Origin of the sequence: Bradyrhizobium sp. 62, from assembly GCF_023073035.1 — a bacterium.
Taxonomy (GTDB): Bacteria; Pseudomonadota; Alphaproteobacteria; order Rhizobiales; family Xanthobacteraceae; genus Bradyrhizobium.
Genome location: NZ_JADPIT010000015.1, coordinates 1,466,499 through 1,486,823 on the forward strand (window position 1 = coordinate 1,466,499; position 20,325 = coordinate 1,486,823).

Genomic DNA, 20,325 nt, shown 5'->3' on the forward strand with positions numbered 1-20,325 from the left:
CACCCGTGGTGATCAGATAGAGGGCACCGCCTCAGGAGGCCGGATATTCCGCGCGACCGATGATGAGGTCGATCGCGGCCATCATCCAGAACTGATGCGTGGTCTCGACAATATTGTAGCTGCGACTGTCGACGTAATAATTGACGTCGCCGAGATTGCGCAGCGGATTCTCCGCGGTCATGCCCGACAGCGTGATCACATCGAGCTTCATCGTCCGCGCCTGCGCGACCGCATTGAGAATGTTCTTCGAGCGTCCCGACGAGCTGATCGCGACGAGGCAGTCGCCGGCGCGGGCGCTCAACCTCACGGCATGCGCAAGCCAGTCCTCGAAACCATAGTCATTGGCGAGGCACGACATCATGCTGGCATCGCTGAAGCAGAGTGCCGGCACCGATGCGTTCTTCGCCAGATCGATCGCGAGATGGGAGGCGATGCCGGCCGAGCCTCCATTGCCGATGAAGATGACGCGGCCGCCCTGCTCGCGCGCGCACAACCAGGCCGTGCGGGTGGCGGAAATCCTGGCGAAAACACCGTCGTCAATCGCCGTCGCGCGATGGAGGCGTCCTACGTAGTCGTCAAGGAAAGCCTTGTGATCGGGATCGACGGACTCGGCAGGCATGGGCTCGCAGCTCGACGGCGACATGACGCCCTGATACCGGCTATCACCAGTGATTGCAAAGGTATATTACCTTCGAAGTTGACCAGCAGCCGATTCGGTTTCCACCTTCACTCAACATTGGCGGGCCTGTTTCGCTGGGCATTCGCATCACGGATGTTCCTATGAAATGCATCGTTACCGGTGGCGCCGGCTTCATCGGCAGTCACCTCGTCGACCGCCTCCTCGACGACGGCCACGAGGTCGTCGCGCTCGACAATTTTGTGATCGGACGTCCCGAAAATCTGGCCTCGCGCGTCGATTCTGATCGACTGAAGATCGTGCGGGCCGACGTCACCGAGCTCGAATCGATCAAGCCGCATTTCGACGGCATCGACTGGGTATTCCATCTCGCAGCGCTGGCAGACATCGTTCCCTCGATCGAGTCCCCGATCCCGTATCACCGCGCCAACGTCGACGGCACCGTCAACGTTCTCGAGGCTGCACGGCAGGCGGGCGTCAGTCGCTTCGTTTATGCCGCGTCGTCGTCCTGCTACGGAATTCCCGACGTCTATCCGACGCCGGAGAGCGCCGAGATCCGGCCGATGTATCCCTATGCCCTCACCAAGAATCTCGGCGAGCAGTGCGTCATGCACTGGTGCCAGGTCTACAAGCTGCCCGCGGTCGCGCTGCGCCTGTTCAACGTGTACGGGCCGCGCCATCGCACCACGGGAACCTACGGTGCGGTGTTCGGCGTGTTCATGGCGCAGAAGCTCGCCGGCAAGCCCTTCACGGTGGTCGGCGACGGCGAGCAGACCCGCGACTTCACCTTCGTCAGCGACGTCGCCGACGCTTTCGTGACCGCCGCGCGCTCCGATGTCTCGAACGAGAGTTTCAACGTCGGCTCCGACAACACCTACAGTGTCAACCGGCTGGTCGAGCTTCTCGGCGGCGACAAGGTCCACATTCCCAAGCGTCCCGGCGAGCCCGATTGCACCTATGCCGACATCACCAAGATCAAGCGTATCTTGACATGGGCGCCGAAGGTAAAATTTGAGGACGGGGTCGCGACGATGCTGAAGGCGATGGATCAGTACAAGGACGCCCCCCTGTGGACGGTGGACAAGATCGCGGACGCCACGAAGGACTGGTTCAAATATCTCGGGGACAACAACGACGCGGCGCCCGGCGTGCCGCAGAAGGCAAGCCAGTGAACAGGTTCGCCGGGTATCGTTGCCGCGAATCGATCAATTCCGGGCCGCCCGGCTGAGGCCGGCTGGCGCTTTAGGTTATTCACATGGGCAATATTCCGACCGGCAATCCCGCGTTGAACGACCAACTGGCGGCGCACGAAAAGATCAAGACGATCGAGGAACTGGGCGAGATCGCGCGGTCCGCGCAAGCGCGAGGCCGGAAGGTTGCGCTCTGCCACGGCGTCTTCGACCTCGTGCATCTCGGCCATATCAGACACATCCAGGCGGCGCGCAACGAGGGCGACGTCGTCATGGTGACGATCACCGCCGACCGTTATGTCAACAAGGGACCGGGTCGGCCGATTTTCCCCGAAAACATGCGGGCCGAGATGCTGGCCTCGCTCGCGACCGTCGATTGGGTCGGCATCAATCACACCTCCAGCGCCGAGCCGATCCTGGATACGGTGCGGCCGGACATCTACGTGAAGGGATCCGACTACGAGAATCCCGAAGACGACGTGACCGGCAAGATCCGGAGCGAGCGCGACGCCGTCGAGCGTCACGGCGGACGCATCGTGTTCACCCGGGACGTGACATTCAGCTCCTCGTCGCTAGTGAACCGGTATTTCGACATCTACGATCCGCCGCTTCGCGACTACCTGCAAAAAGTCCGTGAAGGTGGCGGCGCCGATCGCCTGCTGAAACTGATCGACAAGGTGCAGGACATGCACGTCGTGCTGGTCGGCGACACCATCATCGACGAATACCAGTACGTCACGGCGCTCGGAAAGGCATCGAAGGAAAACATCGTCGCCACGCTGTTCAAGAGCGGCGAGCAATTTGCCGGCGGCGTCATTGCGGCGGCGAACCATGTCGCGAGCTTCTGCAAGTCGGTGGAGGTCGTCACGACGCTGGGCGGCAACGACTACCCTGAGGAGTTCATTCGGGCGCATGTCCGCCCGAACGTCACGCTGACGCCGATCCGCCTTCCGGGCCGTCCGACCACCCGCAAATCGCGGTACGTCGAGCTGGGATATCTGCACAAGCTCTTCGAAGTCTACACCATGGACGACACGCCGCTCGACGAGGCCGATCGGAAGGAAATCGACCGTATCACGACGGAGCGTGTGCGTAGCGCGGATGTGGTGATTGCCACTGATTTCGGTCACGGCATGATCGCGTCGAGCACGATCGATACCCTGATCGCCAACTCCAAGTTCCTGGCGGTCAATGCCCAGAGCAACAGCGGCAATCACGGCTACAACCTGATCACGAGGTATCCGCGGGCCGACTACATCTGCATCGACGCGCCAGAGGCGCGTCTGGCTGCAACCGACAAGTTCAGCGACATCGCGTCCGTGATCGAGGTCGGCCTGCACGGCAAGATCGACTGCGACAACATGATCATCACGCACGGCTCCTTCGGCTGCTACCCTTTCTCGTCGAAAACCGGCGTCACGCGCGTCCCCGCCTTCACCAAGACCGTCGTCGACACCGTCGGCGCGGGGGACGCCTTCCTGACGATCACCGCGCCGCTGGTCGCCGCCGGCGGCAATATCGAGGACGTCGCCTTCATCGGCAACGCGGCCGGCGCAATCAAGGTCGGGATCGTTGGCCACCGCAGCTCGGTCGAAAAGGTGCCGCTGGTCAAGTTCGTCACCGCGTTGCTGAAGTAGCGCGACGGCAGATTCTGGAGAACAACAGTGATTGGTCGAAAATGGAATGTGATGGTCACCGGTGGTGCCGGCTATGTCGGTAGCGTGCTGGTTCCCCAGTTGCTCGCTGCGGGCCACAAGGTCACCGTGCTCGACCTGTTCATGTATGGCGAGGACGTGTTCGATGCCGTCCGCAGCAATCCCGATTTGCGCCTGATCAAGGGCGACATCCGTGATGAAGCCGCGATCAACGAGGCCCTGCGCGGCAACAACGCCGTGATTCACCTCGCCTGCATCTCCAACGACCCGTCGTTCGAGCTGGACCCGGGGCTCGGCAAGTCCATCAATTACGACTGCTTCCGGCCGATGGTGCGCGCCGCCAAGAAGGCGGGCATCAAGCGCTTCATCTATGCCTCCTCGTCCAGCGTCTATGGCATCAAGGACGAAGCCGAGGTGACCGAGGACCTGTCCTGCGAGCCGCTCACGGACTACTCGAAGTTCAAGGCGATGTGCGAGACCGACCTTGCCGACGAGGCCGCGTCCGGTTTCGTCACCTGCACGGTTCGTCCCGCCACCGTCTGCGGCTACGCACCGCGGCAGCGGCTCGACGTCGTCGTCAACATCCTGACAAATCTCGCGGTCAACACCGGCCGCATCCGCGTGTTCGGCGGAACGCAGCGCCGGCCCAATTTGCACATCGAGGATATGTCAGCCGCCTATCTGTTCCTGCTCCAGCAGGATGACGCAAAGATCGACGGCAAGACCTACAATATCGGTTACGAAAACCACTCGCTGATGAAGATCGCCGACATCGTCAAGTCGGTGGTCGGCAGTAATGTCGACGTCGTCGTCGAGCCGACCGACGATCTCCGCTCCTACCACGTCTCGTCGGAGAAGATCCGCCGCGAGCTCGGCTTTGCGCCGACCCACACGATCGAGCAGGCCGTGTCCGGCCTCGTGAACGCCTTCAAGGGCGGCCGCCTGCCGAACTCGCTCAACGACCCCCGGTACTTCAACATCAAGATGATGCAGAACATCAGCCTGAAGTGAGCGGCGTGCGGATCGGCATCGATTTCGACAACACGATCATCTGCTACGACAAGGTCTTTGCCGCCGTCGCACGTGAGCGTGGGCTGGTGCCGGAAGGGTGGGAGGGGCTTAAGACCGACCTGCGGGATCATCTCCGGTCCCGCGCGGGCGGCGAGCTCGCCTGGCAAGGACTGCAAGGCTTCGTCTACGGCAAGGGAATCGGCGGCGCCGAAATCTATCCAGGGGTGCGGGAATTCCTGGCGGCGTGCAAGCAGGCCGGCTCGAAGGTCTGCATCGTCAGCCACAAGACCCGATTCGGTCATCAGGACCCCGACCGCATCGACCTGCGTGACGCCGCGCGCAGCTGGCTGCGGGGGGCGGGCCTAGTCGACGCTGCGGATGCGGCGCTGGCTATCCGCGATGTCTATTTCGAGGACACACTGCCCGCCAAGATCGAGAGGCTCGTGATCCTGAAGCTCGACGTCTTCATCGATGACCTCGTCGACGTCTTCGAGCAACCACATTTTCCGAAGGCCACGCGATCGATCCTGTTCACGCAGTCGCAGCCGCCCCACCCCGAACACTGCAAGCCAATCGCGACATGGGCCGATATTCGCCGCGAGGTGTTTGCGGCATGAGCGAGACCGACATCACCGCGCCGGATGCGATGGCGATCGGCAGCCGCCTGGCCGGTGCGCGTGTTGCGTCCGCCCAGCCGGCACGATCCGGCGGCAACAACAGGGTGTTTCGGCTGGAGATGGCGGATGGACCGCCCCTCGCCCTCAAGCATTATCCGTCCGACGGACGCGATCGCCTGGGACAGGAGTATGATGCACTCTCGTTCCTGGCGCGCCACGGCATCACGTCGACACCGCGGCCAGTCGCGAAGGACGCAGATGCATTCTGCGCGCTGTACCAATGGTTCGACGGCGAGGCCGCGGCGCTGCGTCCCCAGGGCGACGACGCCGACCAACTCGCCGATTTCCTCATAGAGCTGCAGAAGCTGCGCAAAGCCGAAGGCGCGCAGATTTTGCGCAACGCCTCAGCCAGCATCTTTTCGCCGGAGGCGGCCATCGCCCAGTACGAACAGCGCCTGGACGCATTGAGGCGAGCCTCGGATGATCATTCCGACCTGCGTGCGTTCCTCGAAGGCAGCCTGGTTCCCAGCATTGACGTCGCGATTCGGCAGCTCCGCCGGCGCTACGCGGAACTGGGTCGGGATCCCGCAGCAGACCTTGCGCCCACCCATCGCGCGCTGAGTCCGTCCGATTTCGGACTGCACAACGCACTGCGCGCTGAAGACGGGCGCTTGCGATTCATCGACTTCGAATATTTCGGCTGGGACGATCCCGTCAAGCTCGTGTCCGACACCGCCATTCACCCCGGCAGCGACCTGCCGGAAGCGAGCGCGAATCGCTTGATCGAACGGCTGTCGCGCGCCTTCGAGGCGAGCGATGACGCGTTTGCGATCCGACGTGACGTACTGTATCCTGTGTTCAAGGGAATCTGGTGCCTGATTGTCCTGAACGCCTATTTGCCGGACAGCCGCTCCCGGCGCGCAATCGCTGCGCAAGGTGGCGATGTTAGGATCCGCCTCGCCGGTCAGCTCGACAAAGCCCGCCGGCTTCACCAGACGATTCGCCCAACCGATTTACCGAAGTGACCCAGATCTCGCCCCACGCTGAAGCCGCCCTCACCTGCACGCTGGATGAGCGCAGCCTTTATTTGCGCCGACTGGTGCTCGGTTCTGTCCGCTCCGCGGGACGCGGACATGTCGGTCCGGCATTGTCGCTGATCGAGATGGTCCGCGTGCTCTACGATGACGTGCTGCGGATCGACCCAAACAACCCGCGCGATCCGGCCCGCGACCGCGCAATCCTCAGCAAGGGGCACGGCTGTCTGGCGCTCTATGCGCTGCTGGCCGATCGCGGCTTCTTTCCCTTGTCGGAGCTGGACGGTTTCTGCGGCCCCGACAGCATTTTGGGCGGACATCCCGAATACGGAATGGTGCCGGGGGTCGAGGCCTCGACGGGCGCGCTCGGACACGGCCTGTCGATCGGTGTCGGCCTCGCGCTCGCCGCGCGCATGCGCGAGCGCACCTACCGCACCTTCGTCCTGCTCGGAGACGGCGAGATCAACGAGGGATCGGTGTGGGAAGCCGCCATGGGCGCGGCCAAGCACGGGCTCGACAATCTGGTCGCGCTGATCGACTACAACAAGCTGCAGAGTTACGGGCCCACCGATTACGTCCTGCCGCTGGAGCCGCTCGCGGACAAGTGGCGCAGCTTCGGCTTTGCCGTCCAGGAGCTCAACGGCCACGACGTCGGCGCCCTGCGCACAGTCCTGAAGCAGGTCCCAGCCGTTCCGGGAAAACCCACCGCGATCATCTGCCATACCGTCAAGGGCAAGGGTCTGCCGGCCGCGGAATCCAACGCCGATTGGCATCACAAGAACAAGCTCACCGACAGCGAGCTCGACGCCATCCGCGTCGCCGTCGGGGATTTTTGATCGGGTCCTCATGCGCAACACCGCGATGAACATGGTCCACAAGCTCGCCGCACGCGACGAGCGTGTGCTCTACATCGGCTCCGATCCCGGCGCAGGTACCTTGCGCGCGATGAGCAAGGAGTTTCCCAAGCGCCACCTGATCGAAGGCATTTCGGAAGCACACATCATCGGCATGTCAGCCGGCCTCGCGATGGAAGGCTTCGTGCCCTATGTCAACACCATCGCCACATTCCTCACCCGCCGCTGCTACGAGCAAGTCGCGGTCGATCTGTGCCTGCACAATCTGCCGGTGCGGCTGATCGCCAATGGCGGCGGGCTGGTTTACGCGCCGCTCGGCCCCACCCACCAGGCGATCGAGGACATCGCCATCATGCGGGCGCTGCCGAACATGACGGTGGTCTGCCCGTGCGATGCCGACGAGGCGACGCGGCTGATGGAGCAAACCCTCGACTGGACCGGGCCGATCTACATCCGGCTCGGCAAAGGTGGCGACGCCGTGGTCTCGAAGGCCGAGCACGGCTTTGAGATCGGCAAGGCCATCCTGATGCGCCCGCCCGGCGACGTCGTCATGGTCACGACAGGCATCATGCTCCAGCGCGCACTCGCTGCGGCCGACCTGCTGGCAGCGCAAGGCATTCGCGCCGGCATCCTGCACATGCACACCGTCAAGCCGCTCGACACCGAGGCGCTGCTGCAAGCGATCCGGGGCACCAGGCTGGTAGCGACGCTGGAGGAGCACGTGCCCTCCGGCGGCCTCGGCAGCGCGGTCGCGGAGGCGCTGATCGACAAGCTCGGCTCTGGCCTGCCCGCGATGCTGCGGTTGTCGCTGCCGGACCGGTTCATGCACAATTACGGATCGCAGGACTCGCTGCTGAAGAAGCACGGACTTTCCGCCGACGCCATTGCGACCTCGGTCGCGCGCGCGCTCCCCGCTTCGCACACCTCCTCTCCTCAACTTCATTCCACCTGACGGGCCCCATGCACGACGTTCGATATTCCTATCTGCTCGAGCAATTCTCCGACCCGGCACCGATCCTGGCCGAGATCGGCCGACTGGTGGCGACCGGTGACTTCACCCTGGGCAAGCCGGTCGCTGAATTCGAACGGCGCTTTTCCGAGCTGATCGGCGTGCGTCACGCCATCGGCGTCGGATCGGGCACTGATGCGCTCAAATTGCCGCTCAAGGCGCTTGGCATCGGCCATGGCGACGAGGTCATCACGGCTGCCAACACCTTCATTGCCACGGTCGGTGCCATCGCCGAGACCGGCGCGACGCCGGTGCTGGTCGACTGCGACGACTCCTTCTGCATGAACGTCGACTACGTCGAAGCCGCGATCACCGAAAAGACCAAGGCGATCATGCCGGTTCAGTTGACCGGCGAGGTCACCGACATGGGCAAGCTGATGGCGATCGCCCAGCGTCACAACATCCCCGTCGTCGAGGATTCCTGCCAGGGCATCCTGTCGGAGTTCGCGGGAAAACGGTCCGGCACACACGGTATCGCGGCCGGCTTCTCGCTGCATCCGCTCAAGAACCTCAACGTCTGGGGCGATGCCGGTGTCGTCGTCACCAATGACGACGGGATGAACGAGCGGCTTCGCCTGATCCGCAACCACGGCATGAAGAATCGCGACGAGATCGCGATTCTCGGCTGCAATTCGCGGCTCGATTCCCTCCAGGCGGTCGTCGGCAACTGGCTGATCGGCCAGACCAGCGAGATCACGCGCCGTCGGATCGAGAACGCGGCCTATTACGATGCGGGCCTTGCCGGTCTGCCCGGCCTGCGGATTCCGCCGCGCCGGCCCAACGTCAAGCACGTCTACCATCTCTACATGGTGTTCGCCGAGCGCCGCGACGAGCTCTACAAATACTGCCTGGACAACGGCATCGAAGCGAAGATCCACTATCCCATCCCGCTGTATCAGCAGGAAGGCCTCGAGCACCTCGGCTACGCGCCGGGCACCTTCCCGGTCACCGACCGCCACGCCCAGGAAGTCATCAGCTTCCCCGTCGACCAGCATCTGACGCGGGCGCAACAGGACCGCGTCATCGAGATCGTTCGGAAGTTCTGCCATGGACGCTGACACCGGCCGCCGGCGCATCGGTTACGTCAATCTTCCCGCGCAATTCGAGGAAGAGCGCGTTGAGATCATGCAGGCGGTCGAGGGCGTGTTCCGGCGCGGCGATTTCATCGGCGGCGCGGCCGTTGCGAAGCTCGAAGAGGAGCTCGCCACCTATCTTGGCTCGCCGCATGTGGTGACGCTGAATTCCGGCACCGATGCGCTGATCCTGTCGTTGCGGGTGCTCAACATCGGTCCCGGGGACGAGGTGATCACCCCGCCGAATTCGTTCGTGGCGTCGACCGCCGCCATCATCGCCGTCGGCGCCACGCCAGTATTTGCGGACGTGCTGCCGGACCAGAATATCGATCCGGCCGCGGTCGAGGCCGCCGTCACCCCGCGGACCAGGGCAATCATGCCGGTGCACCTGACCGGGCGGATGGCCGACATGAACCCGCTGATGGCGATTGCGGCCAAGCACGCTCTCGCCGTGATCGAGGACAGCGCACAGGCCGTCGGCTCGACTTATGACGGGCGGATGAGCGGGACCATCGGAACGTTCGGCTGCTTCTCCGCCCACCCGCTGAAGAACCTCAATGCCGCGGGCGACGCCGGCTTCGTCGTCACCGCCGACGCCGAGCTTGCCGCGAGAATTCGCCGCCTGCGCAATCACGGTCTGATCAATCGCAGTGACGTTCAGGAATGGGGCATCGTGTCACGCCTCGACACGGTCCAGGCCGAGGTGCTCCGGATTCGCTTGCGTCACCTGCCCTCTGTCATCGAACGCCGGCACCGCAACGCCGCGCAATACCGCGCCGAGCTCGCCGGCCTTCCCCTGTTCATTCCGGTTTGCCGCAACATCGAGTTCAACACCTTCCACACCTTCGTCGTGCAGACGGACCGTCGCGACGACCTCCAGAAATATCTTGCCGACAAGGGTATCGAGACCGCGATCCACTATCCGGTACCGATCCACCTCCAGGAAGCGGCGGCGCATCTTGGCCACGGTCGCGGCGCGTTCCCGGTCACCGAGCGGCAGGCGGATCAGATCCTCACGCTTCCCATCAACCAGTTCCTCTCGACCTCGGACATCAGCTATATTTGCGCGACGGCCCGGGAGTATTTTGCATGACGGACACGGCTTTCCTCGAGGCCGATGAGCAGGCATTGGCGCAACGCTTCATCGACGACGGCTTCGTCACCACGCCGGCCGACGATCGCGCCGGGCTCGATCGGATCCAACGGCGCGCCGCCGAGCTCGCGGCCGATTATCTGAAGCTGCCAGACGGCAACGACCCCTACGCGATGCTCGACACCATCCACACGCGGGTGAGCGTAGATGATCTCAACGGCCTGCGGCTGCACGTCTTCAACGGCCTCAACGCCGAGCCCTGGTTCCGGCCGGCCTATTTCCGTCTGGCGCGCTCGACGATCGAGACCATCGTCGGCAACGAGCTCTGCATGCAGCGCCGCGTCAATCTGAGCATCCAGCTGCCGGGCGATGATTCGTCGCTGCTCGCCACCCATTCCGACGTCTGGTCGGGCGACTCGCCGTTCGAGGTCGTGGTGTGGGTCCCGCTGGTGGACGTCCACCGTACCAAATCGATGTATCTGCTGCCGCCATCCCTGAACGGCGACATGCAGGACCGGATGGCCAGCCTCCGCAGCGCCGAGGAACTCTACCAGACCATCAAGCCGCACGCGACGTTCATCGAGATTCCCTACGGTCACGTGATGCTGTTCAATCAGACCCTGATGCACGGCAATCGCATCAACGAGGAAGCCGGCTCGCGCTGGAGCATGAACTGCCGCTTCAAGAGCATCATGTCGCCCTACGCGGACAAGCGATTCGGCGAATTCTTCGAACCGATCCTGCTGCGTCCGGCGACACGCGTCGGCATGCAATACAAGCTGCCGGGAGGCTTCCATGGCTGAGCGAGCCGGCCATCGCGGCTATATCGGGGCCCGGCCGCTGAACGGCAGCCGTACCCCGCAGCACGTCCAGAACATCGTGATCCGCGACTACGCGCGGCGGAAGAACCTGCATTATCTGCTCAGCGCCGCCGAGCACGCCATGCCCGGCAGCTACATGGTGCTCGAGGACATCCTGGACGAGCTGCCGCGGTTGCGCGGCCTGATTCTCTACAGCATCTTCATGCTGCCGCCCGACGAGGCACGGCGGCGGGAGATCTATGACCGGGTGCTGAGCGAGGGCTGCGATCTGCACGCGGCCGTCGAGGAGATCACGCTGTCCTCGCGCGACAACATCCAGGCCGTCGAGGACATCCTGCTCGTCAACAAATTCGCGACCATCCTGTGACGATGCCGCGGACCGGTTGGGGACAATGACCGAGATCAACCTGCTCCAGCCGATGCACGCATCGACCAAGCGGAACTACGTCCAGCGGGTCGTCGAGCACGACAAGGCGGAATCCGCCACTGTCGCTCGGCAATGGGGACACGACTACTGGGACGGCGACCGCCGTTATGGCTACGGCGGCTACCGCTACGACGGACGCTGGCGCCCGCTCGCCCAGACCCTGATCGACCGCTATGGCATCAAGCCCGGGATGAGCGTGCTCGATGTCGGCTGCGGCAAGGGCTATTTGCTCTACGAATTCACCCAGCTCGTCCCCGACCTCACCATCGCCGGCATCGACATCTCCGACTATGGCATCGCCAACGCCAAGGAGGAGGTGCGGCCGCAATTAAAGGTCGGCAGCGCCGTCGAGCTCCCCTACCCCGACCACAGCTTCGATCTCGTGGTGTCGCTCGGCGTGCTCCACAATCTTCCGCTCGAGGACGTCTTCCGCGCCGTGTCGGAGATCGAGCGCGTGGGGCGCGGCGCCTCGAAATATCTGATGGTGGAATCGTTCCGCGACGAGCGTGAGAAGGCGAACCTGCTCTACTGGCAGCTCACCTGCCTGAGTTTCCATGGTCCGGAGACGTGGGCCTGGATCTACGACAAATGCGGCTACCGGGGCGACCATGGGTTCATCTTCTTCGAATGAAGCAACGGGCCTGCGCCGGCCGGCCTCGTTGCGGGCGCAAAATCCCGAAGTGTATTATTCGGACGACGCCATCGTCACGGCGGACGACGCCACGATCGCGGAGCTGAAGCGCATCGCCGCAGGCAATCCGCGTCTGCGCAGCCGGCTGTGCACGCATCCCGATCCTTCGTCCGGCCTGCACGAGATGCTGATCGTGCATCACCGCGAGGCCTATGTGCGGCCTCACAAGCATTTTGGCAAACCTGAATCGTTTCACCTGATCGAAGGCACTGCGCAGGTCGTGATCTTCGAGGACGACGGCCGCATTCGCGACGTGCTCGAGATGGCGCCGTACGGCCGGGGCGTGCTTTGCTATTACCGGATGCCCGAGCAGGTTTTTCACTCGATCCTGATCACCTCGGAGTGGCTGGTGTTTCACGAAACCACCGCCGGTCCGTTCGATCCCTCCCACACGGCGTTTCCCGACTGGGCACCGGATGGCGGCGATGCCGCGGAAGTGCAGGTCTATGTCACTAGGACCGGTGCGCTCGCCGCGGAGCATCTGGCCCATCGCCATGCTTCACGAGCCAATCCAGCAGAGGTTCCTATTCGATGACTGATCATTGCCGCCTCTGCCACTCGACCAATTTGCGCCCGGTCATCGACCTCGGACAGATGCCGATTGCGCATCGGCTTCGGCACAGCCGCGACGAACAGGAGGAACGGTATCCGTTCGAGGTGTTCGCCTGCGGCGAATGCGGCCTCCCCCAGATCGTCAAGCCAATCGATCCCGACATTCTGTACCGGCAGTTCAACTACAATTTCAGCAGCTGGAAGCCGGAGCCGCACCAGGTCGACGAACTCGATACCATCGCCAAATTCTCGGCCCACCAATCCGTGTTCGAGATCGGATGCAATGACGGCCTGTTCATGGACAGGCTTCGCGAACGCGGTGCGAAGATTTTGGTGGGCGTCGAGCCCAACCCGGTGTCGGGCAAGATCGCCCGCGAGCGCGGCATCAAGGTCTATGCCGACATGATCAGCCCGGCGCTGTGTCACGACGCGGTCGCGGAGGCCGGCAAGTTCGACCTCGTCGTCTCGCGACAGGTGCTCGAACACATCGTCGATTTCGAGAATTTTTTTGACTGCGTGAAAATCGCGCTGCGCGACGACGGTCTGCTGTTCATCGACGTGCCTGATTTCGCGCCCGGCTCGACCGCGGGCGACCTCTCGGTCCTGTGGGAGGAGCACGTCAGCTACTTCACCGAGCCGACGCTGCTCGCGCTGCTGGCGCGCCACGGCTTCGAAGCGGTCTCGGTGAAGAAGTACAATTTCAGCGGCGGCAGCCTCGCGATCGCAGCGCGACGTACGACGCGCGACGTTACGGCCCCGCCCGCGCCGTCTGGCGTCGGCGAGAGGTTCGGCCAGCGCGCAAGGGAGTACGGCGCGCGTCTTCGCCCGATCCTCGCCAAGGCCCGCGCCAACGGCGCCGAGATCGCCATCTACGGCGCGGGCTGCCGCGCCTGCACCTTCACCAATGCCCATGAACTCGCGGATCTCGTCGACCTCTCGGTCGACGACCAGAAGGAGCGCCAGGGCTTGTTCCTGCCCGGCACCGGGATTCCGATCCGCCCGCCGGAGGACCTCGCCGGCAAGTCGGAACCGCTCGTCTGTCTTCTGGCCGTGAACCAGGAGAACGAAGACAAGGTCGGCAGCCGGCTGCGCGAAAACGTGAAGCGTCCGCTCCACATCGTTTCGATCTTCGCGCCATCGGACATCTGGAGCGAGCTCGATCGCCTCGAGGCCGCCGCAGGGTCGCGGCATGGCTGAGGACAAGCTCTTCAACTATTACGAACGTCAGGACGTCCTGCCGACGTTCGGCAATTTCAAATCCGCCGCCGAACTCGAAGCCTATGCCGGCCTGCGGCGTGAGTTGTTTTCCGACAAGCTGGTGCTGCCGCCGCGGTTGTTCCGCGACGCAGACGTGCTCGAATTCGGCCCCGATTCCGGCGAGAACGCGCTGGTGTTTGCCGGCTGGGGCGCAAACATGACGCTCGCTGAGCCGAACCGGCATGCGCACGCGAAAATCCAGGCTTATTTCGCGCATTTCAACCAGGCCCAACGTCTCCGCGAACTCCTATCGTTCGACGTCGAAGGATTTCACAGCGATCGCCGTTTCGACATCATTGATGCCGAGGGATTCATCTACACAGTGCAGCCGACCGAAAATTGGCTCGGCATCTTTCACCAGCTGCTCAATCCGGACGGTTACGCCGTCGTTTCCTACTACGAGCGCTACGGCGGCTTCTTCGAGCTCGCGCTCAAGGCGATTCATGCGGCCGGCAAGGCACTGACGGGCCGTCCCGGACTCGAAACGGCGAAGCTGCTGTTCGATGCAAAATGGAGCAGCATTCCGCACACGCGCAGCTTCGAATCCTGGCTGATGGACGTGCTCGAAAATCCCTTCGTCCGGCACCGCTACTTCCTCGACGCGGGCGCCTTGTGCACGGCGGCGCACGAGCAGGGATTCGATATCCATTCGGCTTGGCCCGCTTATCGCGACAGCCTGGATGTCTACTGGCACAAGAAGGTCCTGCCCGATGACGAGAAGCTGCGGCGCGCGACGCGCCACCTCGGCCGCAGTCGTCTGAGCTTTCTCGGCGGCCGGAAGCTCTATCTGGCCGGCCGGACCGAAGCGGTCGACGCGATCTCGGCTTCGATCGAGACATTGGTTGCCGATGTCGATGCGATGATCGACGATCCCTTCGGCGACAGCCTGCCCCGTGCGATCGCGAGCCTCGCGTCACTGCGCGAGACGATTCCGGCGACAGATGTTCTCGCCAACGATGCGTCCGACATCGACGCCATCATTGCGACCCTCGACAGTTTCCACCGTATCTTTGGCGCGATCGGGCGACGGGATGCGTCCACAGTCATAGCCCTCACCCAATCCGACCAGGCGTTCATCAACACCTGGGGACAGCCGGCGCATTTCCTCGTTCTCCGGAAACGCTTCGAGGGGTCCTAGCAAGTGAGGCCAGGCATTGGCATCGTCGGAACGGGCATGGTCGGTCAGATGTGCCACCTCGCCAATTTCGCCGCCAACCCCACCTGCCGCGTTGTCGCGATTGCGGATCTGCGGCCTGATCTCGCCGCCGCAGCGGCGCAGAAATTCGACATCGCCCGGGTCTACGGTACGCACCGAGAATTGCTGGCGGATAGCGAGGTGTCGGCCGTCGTCGTTGTGACGAAGCGTCGCGCCACCGGCCCGATCGTGCTGGATGCATTGAACAGCGGTCGCCATGTGCTCTCGGAAAAGCCGATGGCCTACACCACGGCTCAGGCCGTTTCACTGACCGAGGCGGCGCGGCGGCACAACCTCGTCTACAGCATCGGCTACATGAAGCGTCATGATGCCGGGGTGGCGCGCGCGATTGCCGAGTTGGCGCGCCTGCGAGCGGATCAATCGCTTGGACGGATTGTTGGCGCGCGAGGCTGGTGCTTCGGTGGCAGCACGGGCCGGTCGCAGGACAAGTTCGTCATGACCGGCGAAGTGCGGCCGGACGGGCTCGAGCTCTGGCAAGACGGCCCCGACTGGATGCCGGGCGCGATGCGACCCGGCTACGACAATTTTCTGAACGTGTTCAGCCATATCATCAATCTCGCGCGCTACGTGCTCGGATCGTCACCGACAATTGCGGAAAGCACCGTCGAGACCTCGGGCGCGGCGACCGTGACACTCGACTTCGACGGCGTCGCCTGCGCGCTGCAACTCGCGAATGAATCCGAAGGCGTCTGGCGCGAGGGGCTGAGCATCGAATTCGAGCGGGGCACGCTGACCATCGAATTGCCCCCGCCTTTTGCCGAGCAGGAGGCGGAGGTCATCCTCGATCAGCAAGGACAACGCACGCAATTGCCGCGCGACACGAGCTGGGCGTTTCGGCGTCAGGCCGATGCATTCGTCGCCGATATCGTGGAACAGAGGACGCCGTTGGCGTCCGGCGAGGATTCCGTGGCCGACATCGCCCTTGCGGAGGCGATCTGGAAAGCGCGGGTCAGTGGCTAGGTTTCACGCCGTCCGGCGGCAATATCCGGAGGATGGCTGACCGCCCGCGTCCTGGGTTAAGTGTTTGATTTCGCTGGCAGGAGTGGCAGGGCTCGAACCTGCGACCCCCGGTTTTGGAGACCGGTGCTCTACCAATTGAGCTACACTCCTACGGACCCTGCGTTGCCGCCCGGATCAGGCCGCTTTGAAGCACAGGGGGCGGCCGGATTGCAAGGCCGGATTGCAAGGGTGAAGCGCGCTGGCTTCGCTTGTTTGTGCCGCGCCTTCTGGGCCACAGTCCGCTCCGAACAATAATAAGCACCGGGAGTGCCCATGACTGCCCAAGCCTCTGCGACTGCCCAAGCGTCCGCGACAGCCGCCCACCGCCCCTCGATTGCGCCGAAAACCCCGCCTCTGCCGGAATCCCGCCCCGAGACGCTGGGGCTGTCGCGTCCTCGCCTCCAGGCCATGTCGGACGCCTTCAAGCGCGAGATCGACAAGGGAACCGTTCCGGGCGTCACCGTGCTGGTGGCACGGCACGGCCAGGTCGGCTGGTTCGAGGCGCTCGGGAGGCAGAGCCCGACAGGCTCAGCGCCGATGGCGCATGATTCGATCTTTCGCATCTTCTCGATGACCAAGCCGATCGTGTCGGTCGGCATCATGACGCTGGTCGAGGACGGCCACCTGCTCCTTGCCGACTCCGTCGCGAAATTCATCCCGGAGTTCGCCAACCAAAAGGTCGGCGTGATCAGTGGCGGCAAGCTGGAACTGGTTCCGCCGAAACGCCCGATGACGGTGCAGGACCTGCTCCGCCACACCTCCGGGCTAACTTACGAGCACCAGGGCGACGGCCCCGTGCACAAGATCTACCAGGACTCGCGGGTGCGCAGCCGCAAGATCAGCAATGCCGAGCACGCCGCCTTGGTGGCGAGCTTCCCCCTGGTCTGCCATCCCGGCGACGAGTTCAACTACAGCCGCTCCACCGACATCCTCGGTCGCATCATCGAGGTTGTCAGCGGCAAGTCGCTCGGCGCGTACCTCGCTGAGCGCATTCTTACGCCCTTGCAGATGGCCGAGACCGGCTTTGCGACAGCGGAGGCCAATGCCGGCCGGCTCGCCGAGCCGTTCGCAGCCGATCCCTGGACCGGCGACAAGGTCGCGCTGTTCAACATGCTCGAGCAGCCAATCATGGAGTCCGGCGGCGGCGGCCTCGTCTCGACCACCATGGACTATGCCCGTTTCGCGCTGATGCTGCGCAATGGCGGCACGCTCGACGGCAACAGGATCATCGGCCGCAAGACGCTGGAGCTGATGGCCTCCGATCATCTCGGACCTCACGTCGTGACCAACGGCACTCTGCTGTCACCCGGCCATGGTTTCGGCCTCGGCTTCGCGGTGCGCCGCGATGCCGGCATCGCGCCCTTCCCCGGCAGCGTCGGCCAGTTTTTCTGGAGCGGCATTGCGGGGACCTTCTTCTGGATCGATCCGAAGGAGGATCTGTTCGTCGTGTTCATGAGCCAGGGCCCGGGACAGCGCGATTTTACGCGAACGCTGGTGCGGGATCTGGTGTACGCGGCGGTGGATTGAGACGGCGCCGCTATGCGCGGCGCTGCATCCACATTTTCGCTGTCATGCCCCGGCTTGACCGGGGCATCCAGTACGCCGCGGCGGATCTCGTGGGAGCGAGCTCTGCAACGAAGGCCGCGGAGTACTGGATCGCCCGCCTTCGCGGGCGATGACACCTACTGGTGCTTCAACTGATTGTCGCGCCGCCGTCGATCACCATGGTCTGGCCGGTCATGAAGTCGCCGGCCTTCGAGCCCAGGAACACCGCGGCGCCCGCGATCTCGTCGGGGATGCCGATGCGCAGCAGCGGCGAACGCGCGGTCGAGGCTTTCAAATTCTCCGGATTGTCCCACAACGCTTTCGCAAAATCGGTCTTGATCAGGCCCGGCGCGATGCAGTTCACGCGGATGTTGTGCGGGCCATATTCGCAGGCCAAATTGCGCGCGAGCTGCATGTCTGCGGCTTTCGAGATCGCGTAGGCGCCGAGGATGGTCGAGCCTTTCAGACCGCCGATCGAGGAGACGATGATGATCGAGCCGTCCTTGCGCTCGATCATCTGCGGCACCACCATCGAGATCAGCCAGTTGTTGGCGACGATGTTGTTGTCCAGGATCTTCCTGAACTGATCGTCGGAGATGCCGGCGAGCGGGCCGTAATACGGGTTCGACGCGGCGTTGCAGACCAGCACGTCGATCTTGCCAAAGGCGCGGTTGCTCTCGTCGATGAGGTTTTGCAGGTTTTCCTTCGACGAGATGTTGGCGGCGATCGCCACCGCGCTACCTTTGCCGAACTTGTCGTTGATGCTCTTTGCGACCTGGTCGCAAACGTCGGCCTTGCGCGAGGAGATCACCACCTTGGCGCCGTGCTCGGCCATGCGCTCGGCGATCGCAAGCCCGATGCCGCGCGTCGAGCCGGTGATGACGGCGACTTTCCCCTTCATGTCGAACAAGGTCATGTTTCTCTCCCAGAGTACGTTTTGATTGCTTGAAGCTTACGCCGCATCCGCGCGACCGGGCAATTGCTCAGGCGAGCTTCTTGACTTCCGGTCCCGCGGGTTGATGCATCGCCGCATGCGCGTCGTCCGCGATCCACGGCTGCTGGTTCACCATCGGCAGCCGCCAGACGCTGCGCTCGGGGCTTGCGAAATAGTCGAGCCGCGTCACCGAGCAATTGTCGATATCGAACGCGAGCCCCCGCTCCGGCTGATTGTCGAGCGCCAAGCCCAGCGCCGCCTTGATGGTGCCACCATGTGCAACCGCGATCACGTCCTGCCCGGCGGCCTCATTGTTGATCCGCTCGATGGTGCGGCGGGCACGGTTGTAGAGATCCATGAAGCTTTCGCCGCCGGGCGCAGGCTCGTTGATATCGGCAAACCAGCTCGAGCCGACGGGACGGCTGGCGATGAACTCGGCGCGGTTCATGCCCTGCCAGCGGCCGAGATTTTGTTCGGCGAGGTCCGCTTCCCATTTCATCGATGCAGGCTTCGGGAAGCCCGCCGCCCAGATCGCTTCGGCAGTCTGATGCGTGCGCATCAGATTGCTCGAATACCAGACCGCCTTGCGTGGCAGCACCTTGGCAACAGCATTGAAGACGTAGGTATCGCTGGTGTCGCAGGCGAGATCGGACTGACCGTAGATGTTGCCGCCGTCATTGCGCACGGGCGCGTGACGGACCCACCACCAGCGTGTCGTGACCACTTTGGGCTTGTCTGCACCTGCCATCGAAACCCTTCCATCCCGTTTGATGTCGCTGTACGTCAGTAGTGAACGTGTCTCAAGACACTTTACCGTTTGAAATCTTGTTTGAAATTCCGTCGCGCGGCAAGCGTCGCGTGCCAACCAAAGGGAGAAACCGCATGGGCCGTCTGCAAGGCAAATCCGTCATCATCACCGGTGCCGGCAGCGGCATCGGCCGCGCGGCCGCGCTGCTGTTCACCAGAGAAGGCGCCAGGCTGATCGCGGTCGATCGCAGCGAGGCGGTGAAGGAGACGGTCGACGAGGTAAAGAAGGCCGGCGGTGTCGCGGAAGCGATGGTGGCGGATGCCGGCTCCGAAAAGGACGTCATCGCCGTGATCGACAAGGCGGTGAAGACGCACGGCCGCCTCGACGTGATCTGGGCCAATGCCGGCGTCTCCGGCGGACTCGTCCCGCTCGGCGAGCAGACCGTCGAGCAATGGCAGGAGGTTTTGCGCATCAATCTGATCGGGCCGTTTCTCGCGGTGAAGCATGCGATGCCGCACATGGTGAAGCAGCAGTCCGGTGCGATCGTGCTGACCGCATCCGTCGCGGGCCTCAAGGCCGGCGCCAGCGGTCACCCCTATGCCGCGAGCAAGGCCGGCGTCATCTCCCTGGTGCAGACCACGGCGTATTCGCTCACCGGCACCGGTGTGCGCATCAACGCAGTGTGCCCGGGCCTGATCGAGACCGGCATGACCAAACCGATCTTCGACCGCGCCAAGGAGCGCGGCACCGCCGACAAGATCGGCCAGCTCAATCCGCTCAAGCGCCCCGGCCAGCCGCACGAGCTCGCCGCGATGGGACTGTTTCTGGCCAGCGACGAGGCGTCGTATGTCAATGGCCAGGCCTTCCCGGTGGACGGTGGCCTCACGGCGTCGATGCCGTATACGGGGAAACCGGTTTAGCGCAACTGCTTCAGCACCGTCATTGCGAGCGCAGCGAAGCAA

General features: G+C 63.7%; 21 protein-coding genes and 1 tRNA gene. 18 read left to right on the top strand and 4 right to left on the bottom strand.

All coding sequences use genetic code 11. From position 1 onward, the window contains the following. Window positions 1-31 precede the first annotated feature (31 nt). Window positions 32-619, bottom strand: a complete 588-nt coding sequence (locus IVB47_RS17700) for an SIS domain-containing protein (protein WP_245287774.1) — start codon at window positions 617-619, stop codon at window positions 32-34. Between the two features lie 161 nt (window positions 620-780). On the opposite strand from IVB47_RS17700, the gene IVB47_RS17705 reads away from it, so the two are divergent. The 16 genes from IVB47_RS17705 to IVB47_RS17780 all read left to right on the top strand — a co-directional run bounded on the left by IVB47_RS17705 (window position 781) and on the right by IVB47_RS17780 (window position 16,097). Continuing rightward, entirely contained in the window at window positions 781-1,809 is a 1,029-nt protein-coding gene (locus tag IVB47_RS17705) for an SDR family oxidoreductase (protein ID WP_027567499.1), read from the top strand. Window positions 1,810-1,892: 83 nt separating this feature from the next. Next, window positions 1,893-3,464 carry a PfkB family carbohydrate kinase gene (locus tag IVB47_RS17710; protein ID WP_247462846.1) on the top strand — a complete coding sequence of 524 codons (1,572 nt, stop codon included), beginning with the start codon at window positions 1,893-1,895 and terminating at the stop codon, window positions 3,462-3,464. A gap of 27 nt (window positions 3,465-3,491) precedes the next feature. Further along, window positions 3,492-4,493 (top strand): SDR family oxidoreductase, encoded by a 1,002-nt coding sequence (locus tag IVB47_RS17715; RefSeq protein ID WP_247396612.1) that lies wholly within the window; start codon window positions 3,492-3,494, stop codon window positions 4,491-4,493. A 5-nt stretch (window positions 4,494-4,498) separates the two neighbouring features. Continuing rightward, window positions 4,499-5,110, top strand: a complete 612-nt coding sequence (locus tag IVB47_RS17720; RefSeq protein ID WP_247462848.1) for a hypothetical protein — start codon at window positions 4,499-4,501, stop codon at window positions 5,108-5,110. Then, entirely contained in the window at window positions 5,107-6,135 is a 1,029-nt protein-coding gene (locus tag IVB47_RS17725) for an aminoglycoside phosphotransferase family protein (protein ID WP_247462864.1), read from the top strand. The genes IVB47_RS17720 and IVB47_RS17725 overlap by 4 nt, the downstream gene beginning before the upstream one ends. Next, window positions 6,132-6,980, top strand: coding sequence for a transketolase (locus IVB47_RS17730; RefSeq protein WP_247462865.1), 849 nt, complete (start codon window positions 6,132-6,134; stop codon window positions 6,978-6,980). Before IVB47_RS17725 ends, IVB47_RS17730 begins: the two co-directional genes overlap by 4 nt. A 10-nt stretch (window positions 6,981-6,990) precedes the next feature. Next, window positions 6,991-7,950 (top strand): transketolase C-terminal domain-containing protein, encoded by a 960-nt coding sequence (locus IVB47_RS17735; protein WP_247462867.1) that lies wholly within the window; start codon window positions 6,991-6,993, stop codon window positions 7,948-7,950. An 8-nt stretch (window positions 7,951-7,958) separates the two neighbouring features. Further along, window positions 7,959-9,065 carry a DegT/DnrJ/EryC1/StrS family aminotransferase gene (locus IVB47_RS17740; RefSeq protein WP_247462870.1) on the top strand — a complete coding sequence of 369 codons (1,107 nt, stop codon included), beginning with the start codon at window positions 7,959-7,961 and terminating at the stop codon, window positions 9,063-9,065. Then, window positions 9,055-10,173, top strand: a complete 1,119-nt coding sequence (locus IVB47_RS17745; protein ID WP_247462872.1) for a DegT/DnrJ/EryC1/StrS family aminotransferase — start codon at window positions 9,055-9,057, stop codon at window positions 10,171-10,173. Before IVB47_RS17740 ends, IVB47_RS17745 begins: the two co-directional genes overlap by 11 nt. Next, a complete protein-coding gene (locus tag IVB47_RS17750; RefSeq protein ID WP_247287044.1) occupies window positions 10,170-10,976 on the top strand; it encodes a sporadic carbohydrate cluster 2OG-Fe(II) oxygenase in 807 nt (268 codons plus the stop codon). The genes IVB47_RS17745 and IVB47_RS17750 overlap by 4 nt, the downstream gene beginning before the upstream one ends. Continuing rightward, a complete protein-coding gene (locus IVB47_RS17755; protein ID WP_247287045.1) occupies window positions 10,969-11,361 on the top strand; it encodes an LIC12192 family sporadic carbohydrate cluster protein in 393 nt (130 codons plus the stop codon). The genes IVB47_RS17750 and IVB47_RS17755 overlap by 8 nt, the downstream gene beginning before the upstream one ends. Window positions 11,362-11,386: 25 nt before the next feature. Beyond that, window positions 11,387-12,052: a class I SAM-dependent methyltransferase gene (locus IVB47_RS17760; protein ID WP_247462874.1), complete on the top strand. Its 666-nt coding sequence runs from the start codon at window positions 11,387-11,389 to the stop codon at window positions 12,050-12,052. After that, on the top strand, window positions 12,030-12,647 hold the full coding sequence (locus IVB47_RS17765; RefSeq protein ID WP_247462878.1) for a WbuC family cupin fold metalloprotein: 618 nt from the start codon (window positions 12,030-12,032) through the stop codon (window positions 12,645-12,647). The genes IVB47_RS17760 and IVB47_RS17765 overlap by 23 nt, the downstream gene beginning before the upstream one ends. Continuing rightward, entirely contained in the window at window positions 12,644-13,861 is a 1,218-nt protein-coding gene (locus tag IVB47_RS17770) for a class I SAM-dependent methyltransferase (protein ID WP_247361962.1), read from the top strand. The genes IVB47_RS17765 and IVB47_RS17770 overlap by 4 nt, the downstream gene beginning before the upstream one ends. Continuing rightward, window positions 13,854-15,059: a class I SAM-dependent methyltransferase gene (locus IVB47_RS17775; protein ID WP_247462882.1), complete on the top strand. Its 1,206-nt coding sequence runs from the start codon at window positions 13,854-13,856 to the stop codon at window positions 15,057-15,059. Before IVB47_RS17770 ends, IVB47_RS17775 begins: the two co-directional genes overlap by 8 nt. 3 nt (window positions 15,060-15,062) lie before the next feature. Continuing rightward, window positions 15,063-16,097, top strand: a complete 1,035-nt coding sequence (locus IVB47_RS17780; RefSeq protein ID WP_346730797.1) for a Gfo/Idh/MocA family oxidoreductase — start codon at window positions 15,063-15,065, stop codon at window positions 16,095-16,097. 74 nt (window positions 16,098-16,171) lie between these two features. Here the strand turns inward: IVB47_RS17780 and IVB47_RS17785 are convergent. After that, window positions 16,172-16,247 (bottom strand) — tRNA-Trp (locus tag IVB47_RS17785). A 162-nt stretch (window positions 16,248-16,409) separates the two neighbouring features. Here IVB47_RS17785 and IVB47_RS17790 point away from each other — a divergent pair. Next, on the top strand, window positions 16,410-17,663 hold the full coding sequence (locus IVB47_RS17790) for a serine hydrolase domain-containing protein (RefSeq protein WP_247462887.1): 1,254 nt from the start codon (window positions 16,410-16,412) through the stop codon (window positions 17,661-17,663). A gap of 166 nt (window positions 17,664-17,829) precedes the next feature. Here IVB47_RS17790 and IVB47_RS17795 read toward each other — a convergent pair whose 3' ends face one another. Beyond that, entirely contained in the window at window positions 17,830-18,597 is a 768-nt protein-coding gene (locus tag IVB47_RS17795) for an SDR family oxidoreductase (RefSeq protein ID WP_247462889.1), read from the bottom strand. A 67-nt stretch (window positions 18,598-18,664) separates the two neighbouring features. Further along, window positions 18,665-19,363, bottom strand: coding sequence for a histidine phosphatase family protein (locus IVB47_RS17800; protein WP_247462891.1), 699 nt, complete (start codon window positions 19,361-19,363; stop codon window positions 18,665-18,667). Between the two features lie 134 nt (window positions 19,364-19,497). Between IVB47_RS17800 and IVB47_RS17805 the strand changes: the two genes are divergently transcribed. Beyond that, window positions 19,498-20,283, top strand: coding sequence for an SDR family oxidoreductase (locus tag IVB47_RS17805; protein ID WP_247437822.1), 786 nt, complete (start codon window positions 19,498-19,500; stop codon window positions 20,281-20,283). Window positions 20,284-20,325: the final 42 nt, after the last annotated feature.

Bases quoted from the DNA above. Each gene is read 5' to 3' on its own strand.
- IVB47_RS17710 (WP_247462846.1), top strand. From the start codon at position 1,893: ATGGGCAATATTCCGACCGGCAATCCCGCGTTGAACGACCAACTGGCG.
- IVB47_RS17755 (WP_247287045.1), top strand. From the start codon at position 10,969: ATGGCTGAGCGAGCCGGCCATCGCGGCTATATCGGGGCCCGGCCGCTG.
- IVB47_RS17795 (WP_247462889.1), bottom strand. From the start codon at position 18,597: ATGACCTTGTTCGACATGAAGGGGAAAGTCGCCGTCATCACCGGCTCG.
- IVB47_RS17790 (WP_247462887.1), top strand. From the start codon at position 16,410: ATGACTGCCCAAGCCTCTGCGACTGCCCAAGCGTCCGCGACAGCCGCC.
- IVB47_RS17735 (WP_247462867.1), top strand. From the start codon at position 6,991: ATGCGCAACACCGCGATGAACATGGTCCACAAGCTCGCCGCACGCGAC.
- IVB47_RS17770 (WP_247361962.1), top strand. From the start codon at position 12,644: ATGACTGATCATTGCCGCCTCTGCCACTCGACCAATTTGCGCCCGGTC.
- IVB47_RS17760 (WP_247462874.1), top strand. From the start codon at position 11,387: ATGACCGAGATCAACCTGCTCCAGCCGATGCACGCATCGACCAAGCGG.
- IVB47_RS17750 (WP_247287044.1), top strand. From the start codon at position 10,170: ATGACGGACACGGCTTTCCTCGAGGCCGATGAGCAGGCATTGGCGCAA.
- IVB47_RS17800 (WP_247462891.1), bottom strand. From the start codon at position 19,363: ATGGCAGGTGCAGACAAGCCCAAAGTGGTCACGACACGCTGGTGGTGG.
- IVB47_RS17805 (WP_247437822.1), top strand. From the start codon at position 19,498: ATGGGCCGTCTGCAAGGCAAATCCGTCATCATCACCGGTGCCGGCAGC.
- IVB47_RS17745 (WP_247462872.1), top strand. From the start codon at position 9,055: ATGGACGCTGACACCGGCCGCCGGCGCATCGGTTACGTCAATCTTCCC.
- IVB47_RS17700 (WP_245287774.1), bottom strand. From the start codon at position 619: ATGCCTGCCGAGTCCGTCGATCCCGATCACAAGGCTTTCCTTGACGAC.
- IVB47_RS17740 (WP_247462870.1), top strand. From the start codon at position 7,959: ATGCACGACGTTCGATATTCCTATCTGCTCGAGCAATTCTCCGACCCG.
- IVB47_RS17775 (WP_247462882.1), top strand. From the start codon at position 13,854: ATGGCTGAGGACAAGCTCTTCAACTATTACGAACGTCAGGACGTCCTG.
- IVB47_RS17765 (WP_247462878.1), top strand. From the start codon at position 12,030: ATGGGTTCATCTTCTTCGAATGAAGCAACGGGCCTGCGCCGGCCGGCC.
- IVB47_RS17725 (WP_247462864.1), top strand. From the start codon at position 5,107: ATGAGCGAGACCGACATCACCGCGCCGGATGCGATGGCGATCGGCAGC.
- IVB47_RS17705 (WP_027567499.1), top strand. From the start codon at position 781: ATGAAATGCATCGTTACCGGTGGCGCCGGCTTCATCGGCAGTCACCTC.